This window comes from Porphyromonas sp. C0041D3 (assembly GCF_056590575.1).
Genome location: NZ_JBWPWJ010000004.1, coordinates 124,927 through 146,965, shown reverse-complemented (window position 1 = coordinate 146,965; position 22,039 = coordinate 124,927). Strand labels below are relative to the sequence as shown.

Sequence of the window (22,039 nt, the reverse complement as noted above, 5' to 3'; positions counted from 1 at the left end):
AGGTGATGCCATGCCACGGCGTCTCGCACTCCTTTTTTTCCTCACCCTCATTGTCGCACTGACCAGTATGGGACAGGAGAGCGAGCAGGTGATCCGGCGGAGGGTGGTCTCGTATAATGTGGAGAACCTCTTCGACACTATAGATGACCCCGAGACAGACGATCGGGACTTCCTCCCCGGTGGAGCATACCACTGGACGAAGGGGCGGTACCAGAGTAAGGTGCAGAGTATCTCCCGCACCCTCTCTCGCATAGGAGAGTGGGACTACCCTGCTCTCATCGGTCTCGTCGAGATCGAGAACGTCCAGGTGATACGAGACCTGACCGATGCCAAGCCTCTCCGGCGGATGGACTACAGGATGTCTGTCAGCCGTGGGGCGGATCCGAGAGGGATCGACGTGGCGCTCCTGTGGGACCCTAAGGTCTTCCTCCGCGTAGACGCCCACGAGATCCCTCACTACGGGGATCTGCTCAGCTACCCCCTCAGGCGCGACCCGAGGACAAAGCGCGAGCGCTCGGGCAGCGGACGTAATACGCTCTGGGTGACGCTCGAGCAGAGGCATAGCGGGGCACTCCTTGACGTATTCGTCGTCCACCTGCCGAGCCGACGAGGCGGGGTGCGCTCCACCTCACCGGACAGAGAGCGAGTCTGTGCTAAGCTCTACCGAGTGGTGCAGGACCTCTTTGACAAGCGACCGAATGCCAAAGTGCTGATCATGGGCGACTTCAATGACGCCCCTCACAATACCGCTCTCACGATGGGGCTCCGAGCGGTCCCTCCGGGAGACGAGTCGTCAGAGATCCGTCCGCATCAGCTCTACAACCTCGCCACCCCGCAAGAGGGGAGAGCAAGAGGGTCGCACTACTTCGGGCACAACTACTGGCTACCGGATCAGATCATCGTCTCCGGTACGCTCCTCGACGAGGCGGGTGTCATCCGGGTAGGTGGTCGGTCGATAGAGATCTACGCACCGGACTATCTCCAGGACCGACGTCACCGACCGAGACGAAGCTTCCAAGGGACCCACTATACCGGTGGCTTCAGCGACCACTACCCGGTCTATGTCGACCTGATCATCGATCAGACCGAGGGAAACCCGTCAGAGCCATCCGCCACAACCCCCCAAGACACCTGAATCTATAGGTCACAAAACGATCAGCGCAATAGACTGACTATCAGCACGGGGAAAGCCCTTGGCTCTTTTACCGATATTAGAGTCATCTATTACCGATATTAGTGATCACTAATATCGGTAATAGATTTGACTAATATTGGTATTAGTTAGTCTGAGGGGATCCCTAATACTCCACTGATAGCTCTTGCTTTACATTGAGGGTCAAAGGTCAAAATGTCTCTCATTGTTAGTCTCAGCTCCGCATACTTGTCGTTCAGCAGGGAAGGGATAAGAAAAATAGGATTTTAATCAACTGATGATAAGAGTAGTAGATACATTGTGGTCAAATTAGCTCACACAGCACCTTGCCTTTCTGCAAAATTATTGTACCTTTGCAGAGCAATCCACAAGAGAGCCCCCTACCAACAGGGGAAATAAAGTATGACTCGGTAGCTCAGTTGGTAGAGCAATTGACTCTTAATCAATGGGTCGAGGGTTCGAGCCCCTCCCGGGTCACTTCTCCAGCCGAGGTGCTGCCTACTCCACTCGTGGAGAGACAGCATCTCGTTTTTTGTACCTACACTACACGATTGCAATTCATCCATTATGGCAATAGAGCAGCTAATCTTCTACATCTCTCTCCTTGCTATTGTGGGCCTGGTACTCAGCAAGGCAGGCTTTAGGTTTGGCATCCCCTCTCTACTCCTCTTCCTCGGCGTGGGGATGTTTGCCGGCTATTCGGGCTATCTCGAGTTCAACTCCGCCTCTGAGGCACAGACCATCGGTATCATTGCCCTGACGATGATCCTCTTTACAGGCGGTATGGACACCGACTACAAGGAGATCAAGCCGGTGATGGGCCGAGGGACGCTTCTCGCGACAGTGGGTGTACTGCTGACGATGCTGGTGACGGGGACCTTCATCTACTTCCTCTTCCGTCAGCCATGGGTGCCCGGCGAGGTGCAGTCGCTCTCCTTCCCCATGGCACTGCTCTGTGCGGCGGTGATGTCCTCGACCGACTCGGCATCTGTCTTCTCGATCCTGCGGTCCAAGGAGGTGCACCTCAAGCATAACGTCAAGCCGCTGCTGGAATTTGAGTCAGGAAGTAACGACCCGATGGCCTACATGCTGACACTGATCCTGCTGCAGATGATCCACACTGGCGATTCCTCGATCGGTAATGCCCTCTGGATGTTTGTCCTCCAATTCAGCATCGGTGGGGTACTGGGCTACGGCCTTGGCAAGGCAGCAGTATGGTTTGTCAATAAGGTGAAGCTCGCCTCCCCAGCGCTCCACTCGCTCCTCCTGCTCTTCGTCGCCTTTGTCATCTACTCAGCGACGGCGCGGCTGGGAGGGAATGGCTACCTCGCCGTCTACATATCGGGATTGGTGGTAGGCAACTCGGAGGTGCTGTATAAGAAGAGTACGATGCGTCTCTTCGATGGCTTCCAATGGCTCTGCCAGCTGGTGATGTTCCTCGCTCTCGGGCTATTAGTCAATGTCGACGAGCTGGCGGGCGTAGCTCTCCCGGCAATCATCGTCGGCCTCTTCCTGATGCTGGTAGGTCGCCCCCTCTCGGTGGCACTGACGCTCCTGCCCTTCATCAAGAAGATGCCGCTCAATGCCATGCTCTACACCTGCTGGGTAGGGCTGCGCGGGGCCGTGCCGATCATCTTTGCCACCTATCCCCTCGTGGAGGGGCTACCTGAGGCTCGGATGATCTTCAATGTCGTCTTCTTCATCACCCTTATCTCACTGACGATACAGGGCGGCAGCGTGACGATCGTAGCGAAGTGGCTCGGTCTGGTGGATGAGGAGGTGAGGACACCGGTCTTCAAGGATGTGGATCTACCGGAAAACTTCACCAGCACGCTCTCTGAGATGATTGTCAGCCCGGCGATGATCGAGAGGAGCAACCTGCTAAAGGATATGAGCATCCCCAATCACACCCTCGCCATCCTCGTGAAGCGGGGCGAGAGCTACTTCATCCCCAAGGGGGAGACTCCCCTCGAGGTGGGCGACCATGTCCTGATCCTGAGCGACGACGAGACCGCACTCGTAGAGGCGTACGAGCAACTTGGCATACATCACTACCATCTGGACGTCTGAGGGCAATACTTTGCCATTAGCGGAAAATTGTCTATCATTGCACCCGCCTAATAATAGGTAAGAAAAACGAAGTAGAAACCATCAATCAGAAGTAATATATGTACTGGACACTAGAGCTGGCATCTAAGCTGGATGATGCTCCCTGGCCTGCCACCAAGGATGAGCTGATAGACTACGCTCAGCGCACCTGCGCCCCTATGGCAGTGATCGAGAACCTCCAGGAGATCGAGGACGATGGCGAGAGCTACGAGTCCATCGAGGACATCTGGCCCGACTATCCGAGCAAGGAGGACTTCTTCTTCAACGAAGAGGAGTATTGATCCGAAGGAGAAGCATGCACTATGCCTGTAGAGACCGAGCCCACTCCTGAGATCTCCATATCCAGAGGGACACCTGAGATGGTGCCCATAATCGCCAAATGCGCCATGGCAGCAATTGAGCGGTACAACTTCGTGGACGATATGGACGAGGAGCAGAGCACTCTCTACGAGTGGTTGCTGGACATCTGCGCTAGGACGGACACCCTCTACTCCTATCGCAATACCTTAGTAGCTAAGGTTGACGATGAGGTAGTGGGCTGTCTCATCTCCTACCCGGGTGACGACTACGAGGCTAAGCGAGCCTTCACCTTTGCCGCTCTGGATGGGGCGGGACCAAGTGATACCGAGACCGGCCCGGGCGAGTACTACCTCGACACGCTAGCCCTCCTCCCTGCCGCCCGCGGGCACCGCATAGGGCTGAGGCTCATGGAGAGCGTCATTGACTATGCGATAAGAGAGCTGGGGTACGATCGCTTCACTCTGCTCGTAGATGAGGATAAGCCTCGACTGGAAGCCTACTATACCATGCTTGACTTTCAGCGAGACGAGAGAGTGTACTTCATGGGACACCCCTACTATAGGATGGTCCGATCTCAGAAGTGATGCAATAGGTACAATGAGAGTGGGACGTAGCTTGAGCTCCGCCCCACTCTTTTTGTCTATAATATACTTTAGTATCTGTAGGAGAGGGATAGAAGGAGAGACCTACCTCGGAGAGGCACTTCGGAGGCAAAGTCATTGATCCCCTCGTAATACACCTGCCGGAAAAGCGTAGTATTCAGTAGATTCTTCCCCTCCAGCCGTAGTCTCACCTTATCGGAGAGATCATACTGCAGCACAGCATCCAGAAATCGGTAACGAGCTCTCTGCCCCTCAGCAATCTCCGTCACACCTCCTTCATAGCTCAGGGTCGCCTCCCAAGTCTCCATCGGGAAGAGATATAGGGTAGTCCCATAGCTGAGACGGTGGAGAGGCGCGCTACTCTTCTCTCCCCCACGCTTCGAAGTAGATAGTCCGACGTTAGCGAGAAGATTTCCCCACTTGGACAACCTCTGCTCCAGGCTGAGTGAGAGATCCGAGAAGGTCATCGGGACCTTATAGACCACCTGATTTTGTAGGAAAGGGCGAGAGGAGTGCGTTACGTCTACCTTTCCCTTGAGTACAGTACCCGTCGAGACAAAGCTCTTGCTTAGGGAGAAGCCGGCATAGAGTCGATCAGCCTGATAATCCATAGGCTTCACACCATAGACAAGTCGTCCATCGACTGCCCGGAGAGTGGCGAGCCGGTCGCCACCGGAGCGCTGTGCCATCAGCGTACCATTCATAAATATCATATGGAGTAGGTTGCGATACGCTCCCGTCAGAGTAACGTGCATGGTGTGATACCGCTCGGGAGTATCAGCATAAGTATAGTAGCTCCTATACCCTCTTCGCAAGAGCTGACCAGGCATATAAGCCGGCGCCCGAAGCCCTCTATTACCCTCTCCTGATATGCGGATGGTCGTCCGATCACTGGGTGAGTAACTGATAGAGAAGTGCGGGAGTAGAGACCCAGTCCTCTTATCCGTCTCTTGGGAGCCATAGGCAGTGAGACCGACAGGTAAAGTGAGTCTCATCACCACCTGATCCCCCGGCAGACGATACAATAGCTCCGGAGACAGCTCGAGAGTCCCCAGCCGGTACCGACCCTCCTCATCTCCGACCGCAAAGCGATGGCTCTCCATATTACCTGTGAGTGTCAGGTAGAGCATAAGGTCACCGACAGACTTCGTGGTAGACATCACACTATGCAGAAGCGTCCTGTGATGAAGAAACAGCTCTGAGGGATCATCTGCCACGTCAAGCCCCTCCTCTATGCGCTGATAGTCGGCATAGAGAGAGCCACGGATCATAAGATCTCCGAGAGGGAAGATTGATCTAAGATCATTCTTCACCGCCAGGTCTCTCAGGCTTCGACTCTCTCGCAAGTCTGCTGTAGTCCCCCTCTCCTCCGTATGGATATCGCTATGCATCCCCACCTTAGCTATATCCGCTGAGAGCTTATCCGACAGATAGACGTTGTCGCTATTATGCTCATAATAGAGAGAGGGAGAGAGACGGAAGTAGCGACGCTTACCACAGGACTGCTCACGATACTCCCAAGGATCCTCTCCGCCATATCTATTGTCCTCCATACGCCTCCTATGCTGCCGATCGGCGACCCCGGTCGCACTTACTCGCAAGCTCCGGACAGGACTGAGGATAAAGAGGTGATTGAGACTTGCAGCGCCGCTCTCATTGAAGCGATAGCGCACCAGCGGCAAAGGGATGTCAGTGGGGAAGTCTGTGGTCAGAAAGGGGGAGGCTGAAGTGGGCCGGTAGAGGAGATCGTAGACGGTGGGGACGCCACCGAAGAGTTGCTCCACATCCCGTCCGGTGTTATTCCCTCCACCGATCAGCATACTCTGTGATCTCCGCCGCACTAAGGTAGTGCTGATCTTAGACTCCAGCAGCAGGGGGGAAAGTCCTGCCCCTATTGAGACCTCGCCGAAGGGTCGCGCCTTGTAGTCCTTACTGAGACGAAAATTCATAGCCACTGACTCACTATCCGTCCTTTTCTTGAGGATCCGCTCGTGAGTATGACGCTCCATGACATCCACTCCGGCGATCGCATCGGCAGGGAGGTTTTGAGTAGCCAGGTTGTACCGATTCTCCAGTAGGTCCTGCCCCTCTATATAGAGATGACTGATGGCACGTCCCTGGTACTTGATGTCCCCGCTGTTACCCACCTCCACGCCGGGGAGCTTCCTGAGCACATCCCCGATGGAGCGGTCACTCTTCACCCGAAACGAGGAGACATCATAGCTTACAGTATCCTTATATGCGACTACGGGGGGAGCTTTTGCAAAGATCTCGGGGAGCTTGGTTGCGGTGGGCTCCAGCCGCAGCACCAGCTCGCTCCCACACCTCAGTCTGTCCCGTCTCACCTCTGCTGACTTATAGCTCATCAGGATAACGCTCAGTCTGGTCACTGACTCACTGATCGTGAGCTCAGCCTGTCCCTGATCGCCCGTGATAGCATAGCCTACGAGAGCATCACTCTCGTCATAGAGGCGACAGAGGACACCGGACAGTGGGGCATCATCCTCTGCTGAGAGGATGGTCAGACGAATGGTGCAGGGATCTGCTGTAGCCAGGAGTGGAGGAGTAAGCAATAGGAGGACAAGGAAGAGCCTCATCCTTATGCGGCACCACATAGTCACTCCAGCTCTATGGGGTTGAAAGGAAGCGGCTTAATGCTCTTGAGCGTCTCCTCGGGGATCGTGACGCCCCTCATGCTCATCAGTCCGCGAGCGGGATCGGCACAGAAGTTCTTGTGCATTTGCAGGATGTGACTCCGTGTCTCCTCAGGATAGTCCGTTTGGCGGTAGATGGGGACCGGATCCTCCTCCGGGACCGCAGAGAGCGACCCGAGAGTAAAGGAGTACTGACCTGCCGTGTCATAGAGGCAGAAGATCAGACCCGGCAGGCCTGTAAACTTATAGGGACCATCCGAGATCGGGACCTCCGGCGCATACCAGGCCACATAATCCCTCCCGCGGAAGTGCGTCAGAGCCTTCTTACACTTCACCCCGGCTACTATCGTGTCTCCGGGGGTCATAGACCACTCCATCCAGGGAAGGGGTTCCTCGTAAGCATACTCTTTCAGCCCGGTCGATGACACCACGAAGCAACTGTCGGCACCGCGCACGACCCGATCCTTGAAAGCCTTCTGCTGCATCACCGACATCAGGGGCACCAGCAGGTCGCTCTCCTTGCGCTTGGTTCGGGCATAGCTGTCATTGATCGAGTCGGACTGATAGGCGAAGTAGTCCATAAACATACTATACCTCTCACCCACAAAGAGGACGGTCCAGCCGACCTCATGCTTATAGGGATTACCGGGATCCTTCTGGTGCTGATACTCGTACAGTATGCGGTATCGTGCCTGGTCGTAGATCTGCTTTGGACTCTCAGCAGCCAATTTATCTCCAAATGCCCCGGCGGCATCCTTAGGGTCTATCACCTGAGCCGACAGGGTTCCTGCGATGCTGAGCGATGCCACCGCCATCACACATAAATTTCGAAATAACCTATGCATTGCTTTTTCACTACATAAATATTAGATGTAAAAAGAGGTCACGATACAAAGAAGTAGTCTAAAACTTTTTCACCTCAAATCGTGCCTACAAGGGTAAGCTTAGTTTAGTAAGATAGACCCTTATTGCAATTATAGTCAAAAAAAACGACAAAAAAATCTCTACATCAGGGGATTAGCATTTAAGCGTTACAGCCATCTATCCATGTATGCTCTTAGCTGTATTTCAATAGCGCTCTGAAGCATCAACTCGACTAATACCGCATCCCATACGCTAATACAAAGCAGAGGAAAGGGGCGAGACCTGACAACTGTCAGGCCTCGCCCCTACTCTGTGAGGATATTATCTCAGGACCCGGCGGGAGACTATCAGTCCACCTTGGCACTGCTCTTGAGGATCACGTCGTGCGCCCCACCCTCGGTGATCGAGGTCTGAGAGACGACCGTAACCTTAGAGTGCTTGCGGAGATGCTCCAGGGTGGTCGACCCACAGCTGCACATCGTCGCCTTGATCTTATTGATGGTGGACTCAAGGCTGTCCTTCATCTCTCCGGCGTAGGGGACGTAGCTGTCGACCCCCTCCTCAAACTTCATCTGACCCAGCACCGGCGCCTTGTCGCCATCATCGTACCGTTGCCAGTTCTTGGCACGATTGGAGCCCTCACCCCAGTACTCCTTGACGTAATTGCCATTGATCTTAAGGAGACGACCTGGACTCTCATCGAAGCGAGCAAAGTAGCGGCCCATCATTAGGAAGTCAGCACCCATGGCGAGGGCGAGGACCATATGGTAGTCGTGCACGAGACCGCCGTCGGAGCAGATCGGGATGTACTCTCCCTTCTCCTCCAGCCACTTGTCTCGGGCCGCAGCCACATCGATGACTGAGGTGGCCTGACCTCGACCGATACCCTTCTGCTCACGCGTGATGCAAATTGAGCCACCTCCGATGCCGACCTTGATGAAGTCGGCACCTGCAGCAGCGAGGTAATTGAAGCCATCCGCATCGACCACATTACCGGCTCCGATGGGGAGGTCTGGGTAATTGCTCTTCACCCACTTCAGAGCATCCGCCTGCCACTCGGAGAAGCCGTCCGAGGAGTCGAGGCAGACAACGTCCACACCTGCCTTCACCAGAGCCGGTACCCGCTCCTGGTAGTCGCGGGTATTGATGCCTGCACCGACGAGGAGGGTCTTTGTCTCCTCGTCCGAGAGTTCATTGGGATTGGCGTGGTGGCTGTCGTAGTCCTTGCGGAAGACAAGGGAGCAGAGGTGGTCCGACTTATTGATGATCGGAAGGGTATTCAGCTTCGCATCCCAGATCACATCGTTAGCCTCGGATAGCGTGATCCCCTCGTACCCGGTGGTGAGCTTGTCGAATGGGGTCATCATGTCCCTCACCTTAGTATCAAAGGGCGTCACCCCGATGCGGTAGTCCCGTGTAGTGAGCATACCGAGGAGCTTGCCATTGGGCTTGCCGTCATCGGTCACTGCGATGGTGGAGTGCCCGGTCCGCTTGATCAGGTCAAGCGCATCCTGCAGCGTATGGTCAGGAGTCAGGTTGGAGTCGCTCTGGACAAATCCGGCCTTAAATTTCTTCACCCTCCGCACCATCTCCGCCTCATCCTCGATGGGCTGAGAGCCGTAGATGAAGGAGAGCCCTCCATTTTGCGCCAGCGCAATCGCCAGCCGGTCATCTGAGACCGCCTGCATGATCGCCGAGACGAAGGGGATATTGAGGTGAAGTGAGGGCTCCTCGCCCTTCTTATGCTTCACGAGAGGAGTCCGGAGACAGATGTTATCCGGGGTGCAGTCGCGTGTAGTAAGTCCGGGGATAAGGAGATACTCACCGAAGGTATGGGAGATTTCGCTGGTAATGATGGCCATGATAGTCTGTGCTATGTATTCTTTGTCGTCCAACGGATATAGATCCTGCACAAAGGTACCCCTTTTCCATTTATTATCTCACCTCTGGCTCCTGCCGTAGATCCAGCCGTAGAGCGCACCGACGAAGAGGGCACCGCCGACGATGTTGCCGAGGGTGACCGGGAGGAGGTTGTCGAGCAGGAGCTGAGAGAGGCTCACCTCAGCGCCATACATCATGCCGGTGGGTATGTAGTACATATTGGCAATAGAGTGCTCAAAGCCCATCACCACAAAGGCCATCACCGGACACCAGAGCCCCATCATCTTACCGGACATCGTATCCGCCGCCGTCGCCAGCCAGATGGCAAGACAGACAAACCAATTTGCCCCCACGCCACGCACAAAGGCTTCACCCCAGGAGAGCGAGGCCTTCGTCTCCGCAGTGGTGCGGATAAAGGAGCCAAAAGCCTCGGGCTCCATCAGCCCTGTGAGGTAGACGAGGAAGTAGTCCCAAAAGAGCGCCCCGAGGAAGTTGGCACACCAGACCACTCCCCAGCCGAGCAATACACGTCCCCACCGCACTCTCCCCTGCATCGCCGCCGGCACCAGCACGGCACAGTTGCCGGTGAAGAGCTCTGCCCCCGCAATGACTACGAGGATGATGCCGAGGGGGAAGAAGAAGCCGCTCAGTAGCTTGGGCATGATCGGATTGCCTGCCGCAGCAGCACCGAAGCCACCGCCTGCCAGGGTTGCCAGTGTGCCTCCCATGGCGATGTAGACTCCGGCGAGGAAGCCGAGGAGGATCATATTAGTAAGAGAGAGCGAGGTCTTTGCCTCTGCCGTCGCGTAGGTCGAGGCGACGATCTCTGCGGGTGATTTCATTTTCGGGAATGCTATTGTTGGTGATACGTCGGCAAACTTAGCTCTTTCGTCCGAAACTAGGGACAGGCCGGGAAAAAGGTGGGTAAAAACCAGTCGCGATCTCGCTGTAAACTAATACCGATATTAGACATCACTAATACCGATATTAGACAACTCTAATACCGGTATTAGAAGATTCTTTTACCGGTAAAAGAAGTGGCTCTCCAAAGCTGGGGGAGCTCCTGCCATAATTCTCCCTCTAAACCCTTACAATAAAGAGCATATCGTCTGTCAAAAAGAACAAGTCAGAAAAATAGTGGGCGGGTACAATTAGATATTTTTTACCCTAATCGGTGATTTCCGTGCAATATAGGGCAATCGTCTGTACCTTTGTAGTGTAGGCACGAGAGTGCTTCTCAGAAAGCTTATCAATAGAATTAGGATTGCAATCCAAAATAAATCAAAAGAAACAAATAGTATGAGCGAAAGCAGTAAGAAGATTTACTCCTTTGGCAACGGCAAGGCCGAGGGTCGCGCAGATATGCGTATGCTCCTCGGTGGTAAGGGAGCTAATCTCGCCGAGATGAACCTCGTAGGCGTACCGGTGCCTCCCGGATTTACAATCACGACAGAGGTCTGCAGAGCCTATCAGACCGAGGGCGCAGAGAATATCCGCAAGTCTCTCTCTGAGGACGTCAAGGCCAATATCGGTAAGATCGAGGCACTTGTAGGACGTACCTTTGGCGACCCGGCTAATCCGCTCCTCGTCTCGGTCCGCTCCGGTGCTCCTGCCTCCATGCCGGGTATGATGGACACCATCCTCAACCTTGGTCTCAATGATGAGGCTGTCGAGGGACTTGCCAAGCTGACCAATAATCCTCGCTTCGCTTGGGACTCTTACCGCCGCTTTGTCCAGATGTACGGCGATGTGGTACTGGGACTGAAGCCCGAGAATAAGGATGACATCGACCCCTTCGAGCTCGAGATCCGTGCGGTGAAGAAGGCTAAGGGCGTCACCCAGGATACTGAGCTGGAAGTGGAGGACCTGAAGGAGCTGGTGAAGCGCTTCAAGGCTGCCGTGCTGGAGAAGACCGGCAAGCCCTTCCCGCAGGATGTCAACGAGCAACTGTGGGGTGCGATCTTTGCCGTCTTCAGCTCCTGGATGAATGAGCGCGCCGTGCTCTACCGTCGCATGGAGGGCATCCCCGAGGAGTGGGGGACGGCTGTGACCGTCATGGCGATGGTCTACGGTAACATGGGCGACACCAGTGCCACCGGCGTCTGCTTCTCTCGCGATGCCGCTACGGGTGAGAATGTCTTCAACGGCGAGTACCTGATCAACGCACAGGGTGAGGATGTCGTCGCCGGTATCCGCACCCCGAGCCAGATCACCCTCAAGGGCTCGCGCCAGTTTGCCGAGTACAAGGGGATCAGCGAGGAGGAGCGCAAGTCCGAGCACCCCTCTCTCGAGGAGGCGATGCCTGAGATCTACAAGGAGCTCTTCGAGATCCAGCACAAGCTGGAGCAGCACTACCACGATATGCAAGATATGGAGTTTACCGTCCAGGAGGGTAAGCTCTGGTTCCTCCAGACCCGTAATGGTAAGCGTACCGGTCGGGCGATGGTCAAGATCGCCATGGACCTGCTCCGTGACGGCATGATCGACGAGGAGGCTGCCATCGAGCACATCGAGCCCAATAAGCTGGACGAGCTGCTCCACCCGATCTTTGACAAGAAGATGGAGAAGAGCGCCACGCTGATCGCTCGCGGTCTGCCCGCCTCCCCCGGTGCCGCTACGGGTATCATCTGCTTCTTTGCTGACGATGCTCAGGAGCTGCACCACAAGGAGGGACATCGTGTGATCCTCGTCCGAGACGAGACCTCTCCGGAGGATCTCGCCGGTATGCAGGTGGCTGACGGTGTGCTCACCGCACGCGGTGGTATGACCAGCCACGCAGCCGTGGTGGCACGTGGTATGGGTAAGTGCTGTATCACCGGTGCAGGAGCGCTCAATATCGACTACAAGGCCCGCACCATCACCGTAGGGGACAAGGTCTTCCACGAGGGAGATCACATCTCTATCAACGGCTCTACCGGTCGTATCTACGAGGGTGAGCTCAAGACTGAGGCACCCGAGCTGGATGACGACTTCCAGATGCTGATGGACCTCTGCTCCAAGCACAGCCGCATGGTCGTGCGTGCCAATGCGGACACCGAGCGCGATGCGAAGGTGGCCCGTAAGTTTGGCGCCGTAGGTATCGGTCTCTGCCGCACGGAGCACATGTTCTTTGACGGAAAGAAGATCAAGGCGATTCGCCACATGATCCTCTCCGAGACTGCCGAGGATCGATACAAGGCACTCGAGGTGCTGCTCCCGATCCAGAGGGAGGACTTCAAGTCGATCTTCCTCGCCATGGATGGTCACCCAGTGATCGTCCGCCTACTTGACCCGCCGCTACACGAGTTTGTCCCCCACGATGCCAAGGGTCAGGAGGAGATGGCTCAGGACATGGGTGTGACCGTCAAGTACATCCGAGAGAGGGTGCAGCAGCTGGCTGAGCACAATCCTATGCTGGGTCACCGTGGTTGCCGTCTCGGCAACACCTACCCCGAGATCACGATCATGCAGACGAGAGCCATCCTCGGTGCAGCCATCGAGCTGAAGAAGGAGGGACACAACCCAATCCCCGAGATTATGGTGCCGCTGGCAGGTATCGTGCAGGAGTTCAATGAGCAGAAGCGCATCATCACCGAGACAGCAGAGGCACTCTTCGAGGAGGAGGGCGCACGGATCGACTTCAAGATCGGTACGATGATCGAGGTACCCCGCGCAGCCCTGACGGCAGATAAGATCGCTGCCTCGGCGGAGTTCTTCTCCTTCGGTACCAATGACCTCACGCAGATGACCTTTGGCTACTCTCGTGACGACATCGCATCCTTCCTGCCCGTTTATCTCGAGAAGAAGATCCTCAATGTGGATCCTTTCCAGGTACTCGATCAGGACGGCGTGGGTCAGCTGATCCGTATCGCTGCCGAGCGTGGTCGCAAGGCGCGTCCCGAGCTGGTATGCGGTATCTGCGGTGAGCACGGAGGTGAGCCGTCGAGCGTGAAATTCTGCGACACAGTCGGGCTGAATTACGTCAGCTGCTCGCCCTACCGCATCCCGATCGCTCGCGTGGCAGCGGCACAGGCTGCTATCGAGCACCGCAAGGATGCTGAGGCTGCGATGCAGGAGTGACACTTTTAGTCTCACTCTGAGATAAGACAAGAGGAGCTGTCCCAATCACGTGGGGCAGCTCCTCTCTTTTTTGCTACATTTGAGATATCAAGTCACAAAGCAAGAAACCGATATGAGAAAACTGATCATCACTCTACTGCCACTGTTGCTTACAGCACTCTCGGCATCCGCACAGATCTTTATCCCCTCTGACCCTATAGGCACCCAAGCGACCTATACGATGACAGGTAAGGATGGGAAAAGCTCGACCGAGCAACTAATGCTCCGCCGTGTCAAGGGCAATAACGTCTGGAGCAGCACACCGGGCGACTCAGACGAGATCCCGATATCTGAGCTGGTACTGCCTGAAGGCGTCTACTACTCCATAGATGAGCTGAGGACGCTGGTACGTCAGAAGATGACTGGCAAGGCGGCTAAGCTTGCCAAGGTCGAGATCAACTGCCTTAGCGGAGACCGGTTTCGGATGCTCCCCCTGCAAGGGACTCCCGGACAGACATTTCCCGACCAGACACTGGAGGTGAGGGCGAAGGTTAAGTTCCTCGGACTGCTCAATCTCCACCTTACCATGACCGTTGAGGGGGACAAGATCCTCCGGAGAGAGACGCGTCAGACCCCCTTCGGCGAGGTCTCCACGATCGTACGCTCGTACACTATGGTGTCCAAGACCGACGCTAAGGTGATGGGCAAGCGAGAGCAGAAGGTAGAGCGAGAGGAGATCACCCAGTGGATCATACCGGGGAGGGGTCTCTATAGGGAGGAGAAGAGGAAGGGAAAAGAGCTGAGCGTAAAAGAGCTGACTGACTTCAAGCGCCCCTGACTAATAGGTATGAAAAGAGTGGGCGGCCTCCCGATCAAAAGGGAAGCTGCCCACTCTCTATGTATGTATCTGTAAGGATCAGAAGCGATAGCCCAGGCTGATGCCACTGCGGATGTAGGCAGGCACATCATCCTTAGTGGCAGAGACGAAGTTGCGTCCGGCTCCGGTGTAGATCTCACCGACGAAGCCACTTTTGGAGATCCACTTCCAGCCGATGCCGAGGCCAAGACCGGCACCAAAGCCGTTGGCGTCCTCACTATCAATCTTGAGCCCTACGGTAGTATTCTTAGTGTACTTGCAACCAAAGAAACCGGCATTCACCTCGATGAAAAAGCCGGCACCGGGGAACTCGTCCTGACCGCGGTGCTTCCAGAAGAACCACCGAGTATAGGGCATGACCGCATACTTGTAGGGATAGGAGTCCTCCCAAGCGGCACTGGCAGCGACGCCAAGCGACAGATCCTCCAGCAGGATCCGGTCATAGGAGAGCTCAATATTGCCGGCGAGAGCCATGGGGAGATTGATCTTCACCTCATTGAGAGGGCCCTCCGTGAGCACCTGCTGCGCATTGGCACTTGAGGAAAACGATGCAGAGAGCAGCAGAGCAGCCGCAGTGAGCATCCACTTTTTTACGTTCATAGGACAATTACTTGACTTTGATATCTATTACTTATCTGTTTAGGCAAAGGTATACTATTTTCCAATAAAACAATACATCTGATGAGGTGCACAAGAGACCCGACCGGTCTCATCGCGAGGATTACGGCAGTGAGGAGACAAATAGAAGTCGTAGCCATACAAGAGCTCCTCGTGGAGTTAGAATCTCTTCAGCACTCTTTGGGACACCTTATATACATAGGGGGAAGCAAAAAAAGTCCGACCCACCGAGGATTCGGCAGGTCGGACTAGATAATACTCAGTATAAAGGATTACCGGCGAGCGGCAAGCTTCTGCTGAGACTTCTTGTGATTATGGTTATTAATCATCCAGGCGATCGGCGACGCCACGAAGAGGGTGCTCAGTGTACCGAAGACGATACCGAGGATGATAGCGAAGGTAAAGCTCCTCATGCTGGCACCTCCGAAGAAGAAGATCATCAGCACCACCAGCAAGGTACTCGTACTGGTATTGATCGTACGAGTAAGGGTGATATTGAGTGAGCGATTGAAGAGCTCCTTGCGCTCCATATCAGGGTGATACTTCAGCTCCTCACGGATACGATCAAAGACAACGATTGTATCATTGATCGAGTATCCGATGATCGCCAGCACGGCAGCGATAAAGTTCATATCGATCTCCATGGTGAAGGGCATGATCTTCCAGAGGATCGCGTAGAAGGCGATAATCACGCAGGTATTGAAGGTCACTGATGCGAAGGCTCCGACTGAGAAGGCGTAGTCCTTGAAGCGGATCAGGATGTAGATACCCATCACGATCAGGGAGAGGATCACAGCGATGGTGGCACCGGTCTTGATGTCGTCAGCGACACTGGCACCCACCTTCTGTGAGCTCTGGATATTTTGCTCGACAAACTGATCCTGGGTCGTACCCTGAGGCAGCTGTGACTGCAGGCTCTCATAGAGCTTGGTCTCGATCTCCTTGTCCACCTCAGGGGTATTGGTCTCCACCTTGTAGTTGGTCGAAATACGTACCTGATCCTCTGAAGTGATGCGGATTACGCTGACATGCCCATCAAGAGCGGGGCTCACGAGAGAGGTGATCTCGGCAGGCGTCACGGTGTGATCAAACTTTACCACATAGTTACGACCACCCGTAAAGTCAATACCTCTCGGGATGCCGATAGTGGCCATCATCACACCTCCGATCGCAAGGATCACAACGGCAACGGTGAGACCGATCTTGCGGAGTCCGATAAAGTCAACACGGGTATTCTCGAGGAAGTGGCGAGAGATCGGGGTTTCAAAGGTGACACCATTCATTTTGCCCTTCTCTGCACGACCTTCAAAGATGACACGAGTCATGAAGACAGCGGTGAGGAGGGAGATGAGCAGACCGATGATCAGCGTGGTGGCAAAGCCTCGGATCGCACCTGAGCCAAAGAAATAGAGGATCAGACCGGTCATGATCGTGGTGACATTGGAGTCAATGATCGCAGAGAATGCATTACCATACCCCTCCTGGATCGACTTCAGCATCGTCTTACCCTTCTTAAGCTCCTCTTTGATACGCTCAAAGACGAGCACGTTGGCGTCCACCGCCATACCCAGCGTCAGCACCATACCGGCGATACCGGGTAGGGTCAGGACTGCATGGATCGAGGCGAGGATACCTAGAGTGAGGAAGAGATTGACCAAAAGTGCCAGGTCGACGACGATACCGGGGAAGAGACCGTAGATGAGGCACATATAGATCATAAGCAGCACGAGTGCTACAAGGAAGGAGATCACTCCTGCCTTGATAGCTGCAGCACCGAGGGATGGTCCCACGACATCCTCCTGCACGATACGTACAGAGGCAGCCATCTTACCCGACTTGAGGGTATTAGCAAGGTCGGTCGCCTCATCAACTGTGAAGTGACCGGTGATCTGTGAGGTACCATTTGGGATCTCATTGAGGACATTAGGTGCAGAGTAGACCACATCATCGAGGACGATGGCAATGGGTCGGCCGACATTCTCCTTCGTCAGGCGTGCCCACTCCTTGGTGCCCTCAGGATTCATAGTCATGGAGACACCCGGATCCTGACGTCCCTGCTGCTGATTGATCTCACTCTTAGCACTGGTGACCACGTCACCGGCGAGAGCCGGCTCATTGCCCCGGCGAGAGCCCTTGAGAGCATACAGCTCGAAGACGTTGCTCCCCTCGCTCAGCTCCTTGGAGCCCCAGCGGAGGACAAGGTCACGTGGCAGCACATCCTTTACCTGAGGCAGACTGAGCATAGAGTCAATGGCGGCACGGTCTGCCTTACGGGCCACAGCGACCACGGCTGCAGAGCTACCGCGGGAGAGCTGCAGGCGAGAGAGCAGAGGATTATCCTTAGATGCCGTCTGCGTCTCAGCAGTCTCAGCCACTGCGGTCGTGTCGGCACCGGCAGCGATCTTTTGTGCCAGAGCCTCAGCAGCACTCTTGGCGCTGTCAGCGGCAGCCTCTACAGCGTCAGTAACCTCCTCGGTGGACTTCTCCTCAGCAGTCTCGCTTACCTCAGTCTCAGCAGGACGATCGGAGGAGGAGTGGAGACGAGCCAGCACCTGATCGGCAGAGACGAGATAGTCTGACACCTCAGAGCCCAGGTAGCACTCCCAGAACTCAAGATTAGCACTACCCTGGAGCAACTTGCGTACACGCTTCGGCTCAGTGATACCCGGCAGCTCCACGAGGATGCGGTTGCTCCCCTCGAGCTTCTGGATATTCGGCGCCACAACACCAAACTGGTCGATACGATTGCGCAGCACCTTGTGTGAGCTGTCGATCGCATCATCGACCGAGTGACGGAGGAAGGAGATCACCTCGTCATCGCTACTATTGGTATTGATACTCTCCTTATTGCTCAGGGTGCCAAAGACGGCAGCCAGACGAGCATTGGGGTCGAGCTTGTGGAATTCGTCGACGAAGAGGGAGACAAAGTCCTTCTGCGTCTGGTCTTGCCTTGCGATGGCATTGGTCAGCGCCTGACGATATGTGGGATCCTGGCTGTGGCCGGAGAGGTTATCCAGCACGTCAGCCACGTTGAGCTCTAGGACGACATTCATACCGCCCTTGAGGTCGAGTCCCAGTCCGATCTGATTCTCACGAACCGATTTTAGAGTGGAGCCAAGCCAAACCTTCTGAGGAGCCATGGAGTCAAGGTAGGCGATCTCTTTATTCACATCGCCCGCAGCATACTCCTTAGCCTTACTCTCGTAGATCGATGCCACTACCGTAAAGGAGAGGTAGTACGCACTGATCAGTACTAAGAGGATGGTTGTCCACCTTACTAAGCCTTTATTCTGCATCAGTCTCTTATAAGTATGTAGTGATTATTGATTTCTCTGTCATTCACCCGCAGTCCCCTACCTCAGCCTTTACGGTGAGAGCAGGGTACTTTTACGGTTGGCAAATGTACTGATTTTATGCCAATTTGCACTCTACCCGACCAAAGTAAAATTTGTTTTAAGAGGATAGACCATTCTTAGCGACGCCGCTTACCGCCCAAGAGAGTGCCAAGGATCGACCTCGTGATCTCTCTCCCGGCACTTGATCCCATGGCTCGGGTAGCCGACTTGAGTATCCCCCCCAGCAGGTCAGAGAAGTCGTCTTGCTGTGGCTTTGCGCTCGCCTTCGTTGCTTTGGCGCGCCTCTCGGCCTCTGCCCTCTGCTCCTCCTCGACACGACCTTTCTCCTCCCGATCTGCCAAATCCTCGTAGGCACTTCTCGGGTCGATGCTCTCGCGGTAGACACGCTCCAGAGGCGACTGACGGATAAGCGCATCCCGCTCCTCATCTGTCAGGGGACCGATGTAGGACTGCGGCGGTAGCACACTGACACGCTCCGAGATACTTGGTGCCCCATGGTCGTCGAGGAAGCTCACGACAGCCTCACCCGTGCCAAGTCCTTGGATCGTCTCCGTCATATCGAGGGCGGGATTGGGACGAAAGGCATCCGCAGCCGCTCTCACTCGCTTCATATCGGACGGCGTGTAAGCTCTCAGGGCATGCACCACCTTATTTCCCAGCTGACCCAGCACCTCATCGGGGATGTCTGAGGGCGACTGAGAGATGAAGTAGATCCCCACTCCCTTGGAGCGGATCAGCTTGATCACCTGTGTCAGCTTCTCCAGCAGTGGCTTATTGATGTCGTCGAAGAGTAGATGCGCCTCATCGAAGAAGAAGACCAGCGCCGGATGATCGGGATCACCGACCTCCGGGAGGTTGTCGTAGAAGGAGCTCAACAACCACACCAGCAGACTGCTGTAGAGGCGGGGTGACTTCATCAGCTCCTTAGCCTCCAAGATATGGATGGTGCCACGACCGCCCTCCGACGTCAGCAGGTCACGGGGGTCAAAATCGGGCATACCGAAGACCCGCTCCCCACCCTGACGCTCCAGCCGGAGGAGAGAGCGCTGGATCGCACCGACGGAGGCGGTGGAGACATTGCCATAGGTGGCGGAGATCTCCTTACGATGATCCGAGAGGTAGCGCAGCATCGCCTGGAGGTCCTTGAGGTCGTAGAGGAGGAGGCCATTGTCATCCGCCACCCGGAAGGCGATCTCCAGTAGGCCGCTCTGCACGTCATTCAGCTCGAGGATCCGCTCCAGCAGCATCGGTCCGATGCCGGAGATCGTCATCCGCATAGGGGTGCCCTCTTCGCCAAACGGGTCCCAGAGACGCACCGGATAGCCCCTCTCCTTATAGCCCAAGCTCCTCAGGTCATACTGCTCCACCCGGCGCGTAACGGAGGACTTATTTCCACCCTCCTGTACCATACCGGTGAGGTCTCCCTTCGCATCCACGAGGAAGACCGAGCTGCCAAGGTCGCTAAAGATCTCCGCCAGCATCTGGCAGGTGACTGTCTTACCGGTACCGGTCGCACCGGCGATCAGCCCGTGACGATTCATCTTCTCAGGCAGGAAGCCCACAAAACGCTCTCCTGTCCACCCCACATAGGGGGCTCCATCATTAGTAAGCATAAGTAGTACTACAGATACACAGCGGGTCACTCCCCCTTCGACCCTTTACAAGTTATCTCCCCACAAATCTATCAATTTATCCGCGATCATAAGCCTCCGGCACTCGTGCATCACCCCTACTCAAGCAGCCCACTCTTTATGGAAATCTCTAATACCGATATTAGTGATCTCTAATACCGATAAAAGAATTCTCTAATATCGGTATTAGATCAAGTACCTATCCATCGGGCATGGGACACCCCTCACCTATGCTCACCACAGTAAAGGCAATCTCTTTTGTCTCCTCCCACTCCTAACACGTCAAAATGCGAGATAGCCATACTATGTTCGGCAAACATAGTTTTTCTTGGGATCGAATTTATTGGTAAAGATGACGCATTTGAGTGGTTTCGTACCACTCAAATGCGTCACCCCTAACATAACTTAATAGGACACGAGAGGATGAGTAGAAAAATATCTACCTTTGTATTGTATATAGAATTCAATAATGCACCAGATAGTTCCTGAATAATATGAACGGAGTGTGTCAGAAAATGTGGCTCCTGTGTATGGCCCTCGTGGTCGGAGCATCGCTGTCGTATGGACAGAAAGTGGGTAAGTCGGGCGTCCGCTGCGACGTGGGACTGCTGTATCAGATCAGCTACCAAGAGAGCTGGGGCGACTCACATGCCGTGGTCGTGGAGGTGATCCCCGGTAGCCCGGCCGACAGAGCCGGCATCCGCCCGGGCGATGTGATCCTCGAGATCGAGGGACGCGACACTCAGAAGCTCTCAGAGGAGTCCATCACAGCGATGATCCTCGATCCCTCTCACGATCAGGTGTCACTGAAGATGCGCCGTCCCGGCACACCATTGTGGGACTTGGTGCTGCGGAAGGAGTGCCTCCCCTCAGGGATCCTGACGGAGGAGCTTCTGGCACAGGCCTTCAGTATGTATAGTCTGGAGGATGTCACCACCCGGCGCTTCACTATGCCCTTTATCTACACCCTTCCGACGAAGCGTGACTTCATCAAATACAGCACATTCTCATTTGCAGACAAGGAGATCGGGACGAAGCCCGGTGCTCGTGTCCTCGCAAAGGAGCTGGTGAGCAAGGGACTTAGAGAGCTCCCCACCGGCGGGCAGTTGAGCATCGTTTATAAGCCCGCCCTTGAGAGCAATCCGGACTTTCGCCCCGGTAGCGAGGCGAATCTGGATCCGGGATTCAAAAACTATCTGGTTACACGCAAGGATGGTCGCTATGAGGTGGACCACTATCCATTCTTGAGCATCAATACCCCAAAGTTCTCCGGTAAGTATCGGATGACGGTGGACATCGAGCTGATCGACAGCGAGGATAACACTAAGGTATGGAGCGTGACAGCTCGCGAGCTGCTCAATAAGGAGTACGATCCAGATCGGTATGTGGCTAACTTCTGCTACCTCATGCTGGCCAATTACCCCTTCGTCCGCTATGTGATGAATCCGACCTTCGTCCTGCACCGCGATCAGCACCTACTGACCGGCGTGGGGTATGATATGAACGACCTGCAGGTCATTCGTCACATCACGCCCGGCAGTCCCGCAGAGGCCGCCGGGCTAAAGGTGGGAGACCGGATCAAGTCGATCAATGGTCGCCTGCTGGAGAGCTCGGTAGATAAGATGAGCTCGGTCTACAAGACCTTCCTCCGTAAGACGTGGAAGTATCGTGCCAAGTCAACTGTCTACCCGGATGATAACGGCTTCCGTCAGTGTATGTACTGGGACCCTCAGTCCTACGATGTTGTGGCAAGTGAGCTGGATAAGGAGACTTACCTGGGAGCTTTTAGCTACCTCTTTGCCCACAATCCCTACATCGTATCAGCGGGTGCGAAGGTAGCGGCATCCGGTAATGGAGAGACGAAGGTGATCTTCGAGGTGATCCGTGACGGGGCGCCACAGGTGATTATGGTGGAGCCTCGCCTCATCAATAAGGACTACATAGAGCTGAAGTGAG

General features: G+C 55.1%; 14 protein-coding genes and 1 tRNA gene. 8 read left to right on the top strand and 7 right to left on the bottom strand.

What is annotated here, in order from left to right; all coding sequences use genetic code 11:
* Positions 1 to 10 precede the first annotated feature (10 nt).
* The 5 genes from AC1EKE_RS04385 (at position 11) to AC1EKE_RS04365 (ending at position 4,146) form a co-directional block, all read left to right on the top strand.
* Positions 11 to 1,135, top strand: coding sequence for an endonuclease/exonuclease/phosphatase family protein (locus tag AC1EKE_RS04385; RefSeq protein ID WP_480308390.1), 1,125 nt, complete (start codon positions 11 to 13; stop codon positions 1,133 to 1,135).
* Positions 1,136 to 1,557: 422 nt separating this feature from the next.
* A tRNA-Lys gene (locus AC1EKE_RS04380) sits at positions 1,558 to 1,630 on the top strand.
* 90 nt (positions 1,631 to 1,720) lie between these two features.
* Positions 1,721 to 3,223 carry a potassium/proton antiporter gene (locus tag AC1EKE_RS04375; protein WP_480308389.1) on the top strand — a complete coding sequence of 501 codons (1,503 nt, stop codon included), beginning with the start codon at positions 1,721 to 1,723 and terminating at the stop codon, positions 3,221 to 3,223.
* A gap of 98 nt (positions 3,224 to 3,321) precedes the next feature.
* Positions 3,322 to 3,543, top strand: coding sequence for a DUF2795 domain-containing protein (locus AC1EKE_RS04370; RefSeq protein ID WP_018106532.1), 222 nt, complete (start codon positions 3,322 to 3,324; stop codon positions 3,541 to 3,543).
* A gap of 21 nt (positions 3,544 to 3,564) precedes the next feature.
* On the top strand, positions 3,565 to 4,146 hold the full coding sequence (locus AC1EKE_RS04365; protein ID WP_296164937.1) for a GNAT family N-acetyltransferase: 582 nt from the start codon (positions 3,565 to 3,567) through the stop codon (positions 4,144 to 4,146).
* A 68-nt stretch (positions 4,147 to 4,214) separates the two neighbouring features.
* Here the strand turns inward: AC1EKE_RS04365 and AC1EKE_RS04360 are convergent, their stop codons facing one another.
* The 4 genes from AC1EKE_RS04360 to AC1EKE_RS04345 all read right to left on the bottom strand — a co-directional run bounded on the left by AC1EKE_RS04360 (position 4,215) and on the right by AC1EKE_RS04345 (position 10,405).
* Positions 4,215 to 6,779, bottom strand: a complete 2,565-nt coding sequence (locus AC1EKE_RS04360) for a hypothetical protein (RefSeq protein WP_480308387.1) — start codon at positions 6,777 to 6,779, stop codon at positions 4,215 to 4,217.
* Positions 6,780 to 6,781: 2 nt separating this feature from the next.
* The gene (locus tag AC1EKE_RS04355; protein WP_480308386.1) at positions 6,782 to 7,663 is read right to left on the bottom strand and encodes a GLPGLI family protein; all 882 of its coding nucleotides are present in this window, start codon (positions 7,661 to 7,663) and stop codon (positions 6,782 to 6,784) included.
* Positions 7,664 to 8,029: 366 nt separating this feature from the next.
* Entirely contained in the window at positions 8,030 to 9,544 is a 1,515-nt protein-coding gene (locus AC1EKE_RS04350; RefSeq protein ID WP_480308384.1) for an IMP dehydrogenase, read from the bottom strand.
* A gap of 78 nt (positions 9,545 to 9,622) precedes the next feature.
* Positions 9,623 to 10,405: a formate/nitrite transporter family protein gene (locus tag AC1EKE_RS04345; protein WP_480308382.1), complete on the bottom strand. Its 783-nt coding sequence runs from the start codon at positions 10,403 to 10,405 to the stop codon at positions 9,623 to 9,625.
* 457 nt (positions 10,406 to 10,862) lie between these two features.
* On the opposite strand from AC1EKE_RS04345, the gene ppdK reads away from it, so the two are divergent.
* Entirely contained in the window at positions 10,863 to 13,622 is a 2,760-nt protein-coding gene (ppdK, locus tag AC1EKE_RS04340) for a pyruvate, phosphate dikinase (RefSeq protein WP_480308380.1), read from the top strand.
* Between the two features lie 112 nt (positions 13,623 to 13,734).
* Complete coding sequence (locus tag AC1EKE_RS04335; protein ID WP_480308378.1) at positions 13,735 to 14,439, top strand: hypothetical protein; 705 nt, start codon at positions 13,735 to 13,737, stop codon at positions 14,437 to 14,439.
* Positions 14,440 to 14,517: 78 nt separating this feature from the next.
* On the opposite strand, the gene AC1EKE_RS04330 is transcribed toward AC1EKE_RS04335, so the two are convergent.
* The 3 genes from AC1EKE_RS04330 to AC1EKE_RS04320 form a co-directional block, all read right to left on the bottom strand.
* Positions 14,518 to 15,078, bottom strand: a complete 561-nt coding sequence (locus AC1EKE_RS04330; RefSeq protein ID WP_480308377.1) for a hypothetical protein — start codon at positions 15,076 to 15,078, stop codon at positions 14,518 to 14,520.
* 290 nt (positions 15,079 to 15,368) lie between these two features.
* A complete protein-coding gene (gene secDF / locus AC1EKE_RS04325) occupies positions 15,369 to 18,392 on the bottom strand; it encodes a protein translocase subunit SecDF (RefSeq protein ID WP_480308375.1) in 3,024 nt (1,007 codons plus the stop codon).
* A 176-nt stretch (positions 18,393 to 18,568) separates the two neighbouring features.
* Positions 18,569 to 20,065 (bottom strand): helicase HerA-like domain-containing protein, encoded by a 1,497-nt coding sequence (locus AC1EKE_RS04320; RefSeq protein WP_480308374.1) that lies wholly within the window; start codon positions 20,063 to 20,065, stop codon positions 18,569 to 18,571.
* A gap of 512 nt (positions 20,066 to 20,577) precedes the next feature.
* Here AC1EKE_RS04320 and AC1EKE_RS04315 point away from each other — a divergent pair.
* Positions 20,578 to 22,038: a PDZ domain-containing protein gene (locus tag AC1EKE_RS04315; RefSeq protein ID WP_480308373.1), complete on the top strand. Its 1,461-nt coding sequence runs from the start codon at positions 20,578 to 20,580 to the stop codon at positions 22,036 to 22,038.
* Position 22,039 lies beyond the last annotated feature (1 nt).

Excerpts from the sequence above, each read along its gene's own strand:
- AC1EKE_RS04385 (WP_480308390.1), top strand. The coding sequence starts at position 11 with ATGCCACGGCGTCTCGCACTCCTTTTTTTCCTCACCCTCATTGTCGCA.
- AC1EKE_RS04375 (WP_480308389.1), top strand. The coding sequence starts at position 1,721 with ATGGCAATAGAGCAGCTAATCTTCTACATCTCTCTCCTTGCTATTGTG.
- AC1EKE_RS04370 (WP_018106532.1), top strand. The coding sequence starts at position 3,322 with ATGTACTGGACACTAGAGCTGGCATCTAAGCTGGATGATGCTCCCTGG.
- AC1EKE_RS04365 (WP_296164937.1), top strand. The coding sequence starts at position 3,565 with ATGCCTGTAGAGACCGAGCCCACTCCTGAGATCTCCATATCCAGAGGG.
- AC1EKE_RS04360 (WP_480308387.1), bottom strand. The coding sequence starts at position 6,779 with ATGTGGTGCCGCATAAGGATGAGGCTCTTCCTTGTCCTCCTATTGCTT.
- AC1EKE_RS04355 (WP_480308386.1), bottom strand. The coding sequence starts at position 7,663 with ATGCATAGGTTATTTCGAAATTTATGTGTGATGGCGGTGGCATCGCTC.
- AC1EKE_RS04350 (WP_480308384.1), bottom strand. The coding sequence starts at position 9,544 with ATGGCCATCATTACCAGCGAAATCTCCCATACCTTCGGTGAGTATCTC.
- AC1EKE_RS04345 (WP_480308382.1), bottom strand. The coding sequence starts at position 10,405 with ATGAAATCACCCGCAGAGATCGTCGCCTCGACCTACGCGACGGCAGAG.
- ppdK (WP_480308380.1), top strand. The coding sequence starts at position 10,863 with ATGAGCGAAAGCAGTAAGAAGATTTACTCCTTTGGCAACGGCAAGGCC.
- AC1EKE_RS04335 (WP_480308378.1), top strand. The coding sequence starts at position 13,735 with ATGAGAAAACTGATCATCACTCTACTGCCACTGTTGCTTACAGCACTC.
- AC1EKE_RS04330 (WP_480308377.1), bottom strand. The coding sequence starts at position 15,078 with ATGAACGTAAAAAAGTGGATGCTCACTGCGGCTGCTCTGCTGCTCTCT.
- secDF (WP_480308375.1), bottom strand. The coding sequence starts at position 18,392 with ATGCAGAATAAAGGCTTAGTAAGGTGGACAACCATCCTCTTAGTACTG.
- AC1EKE_RS04320 (WP_480308374.1), bottom strand. The coding sequence starts at position 20,065 with ATGCTTACTAATGATGGAGCCCCCTATGTGGGGTGGACAGGAGAGCGT.
- AC1EKE_RS04315 (WP_480308373.1), top strand. The coding sequence starts at position 20,578 with ATGAACGGAGTGTGTCAGAAAATGTGGCTCCTGTGTATGGCCCTCGTG.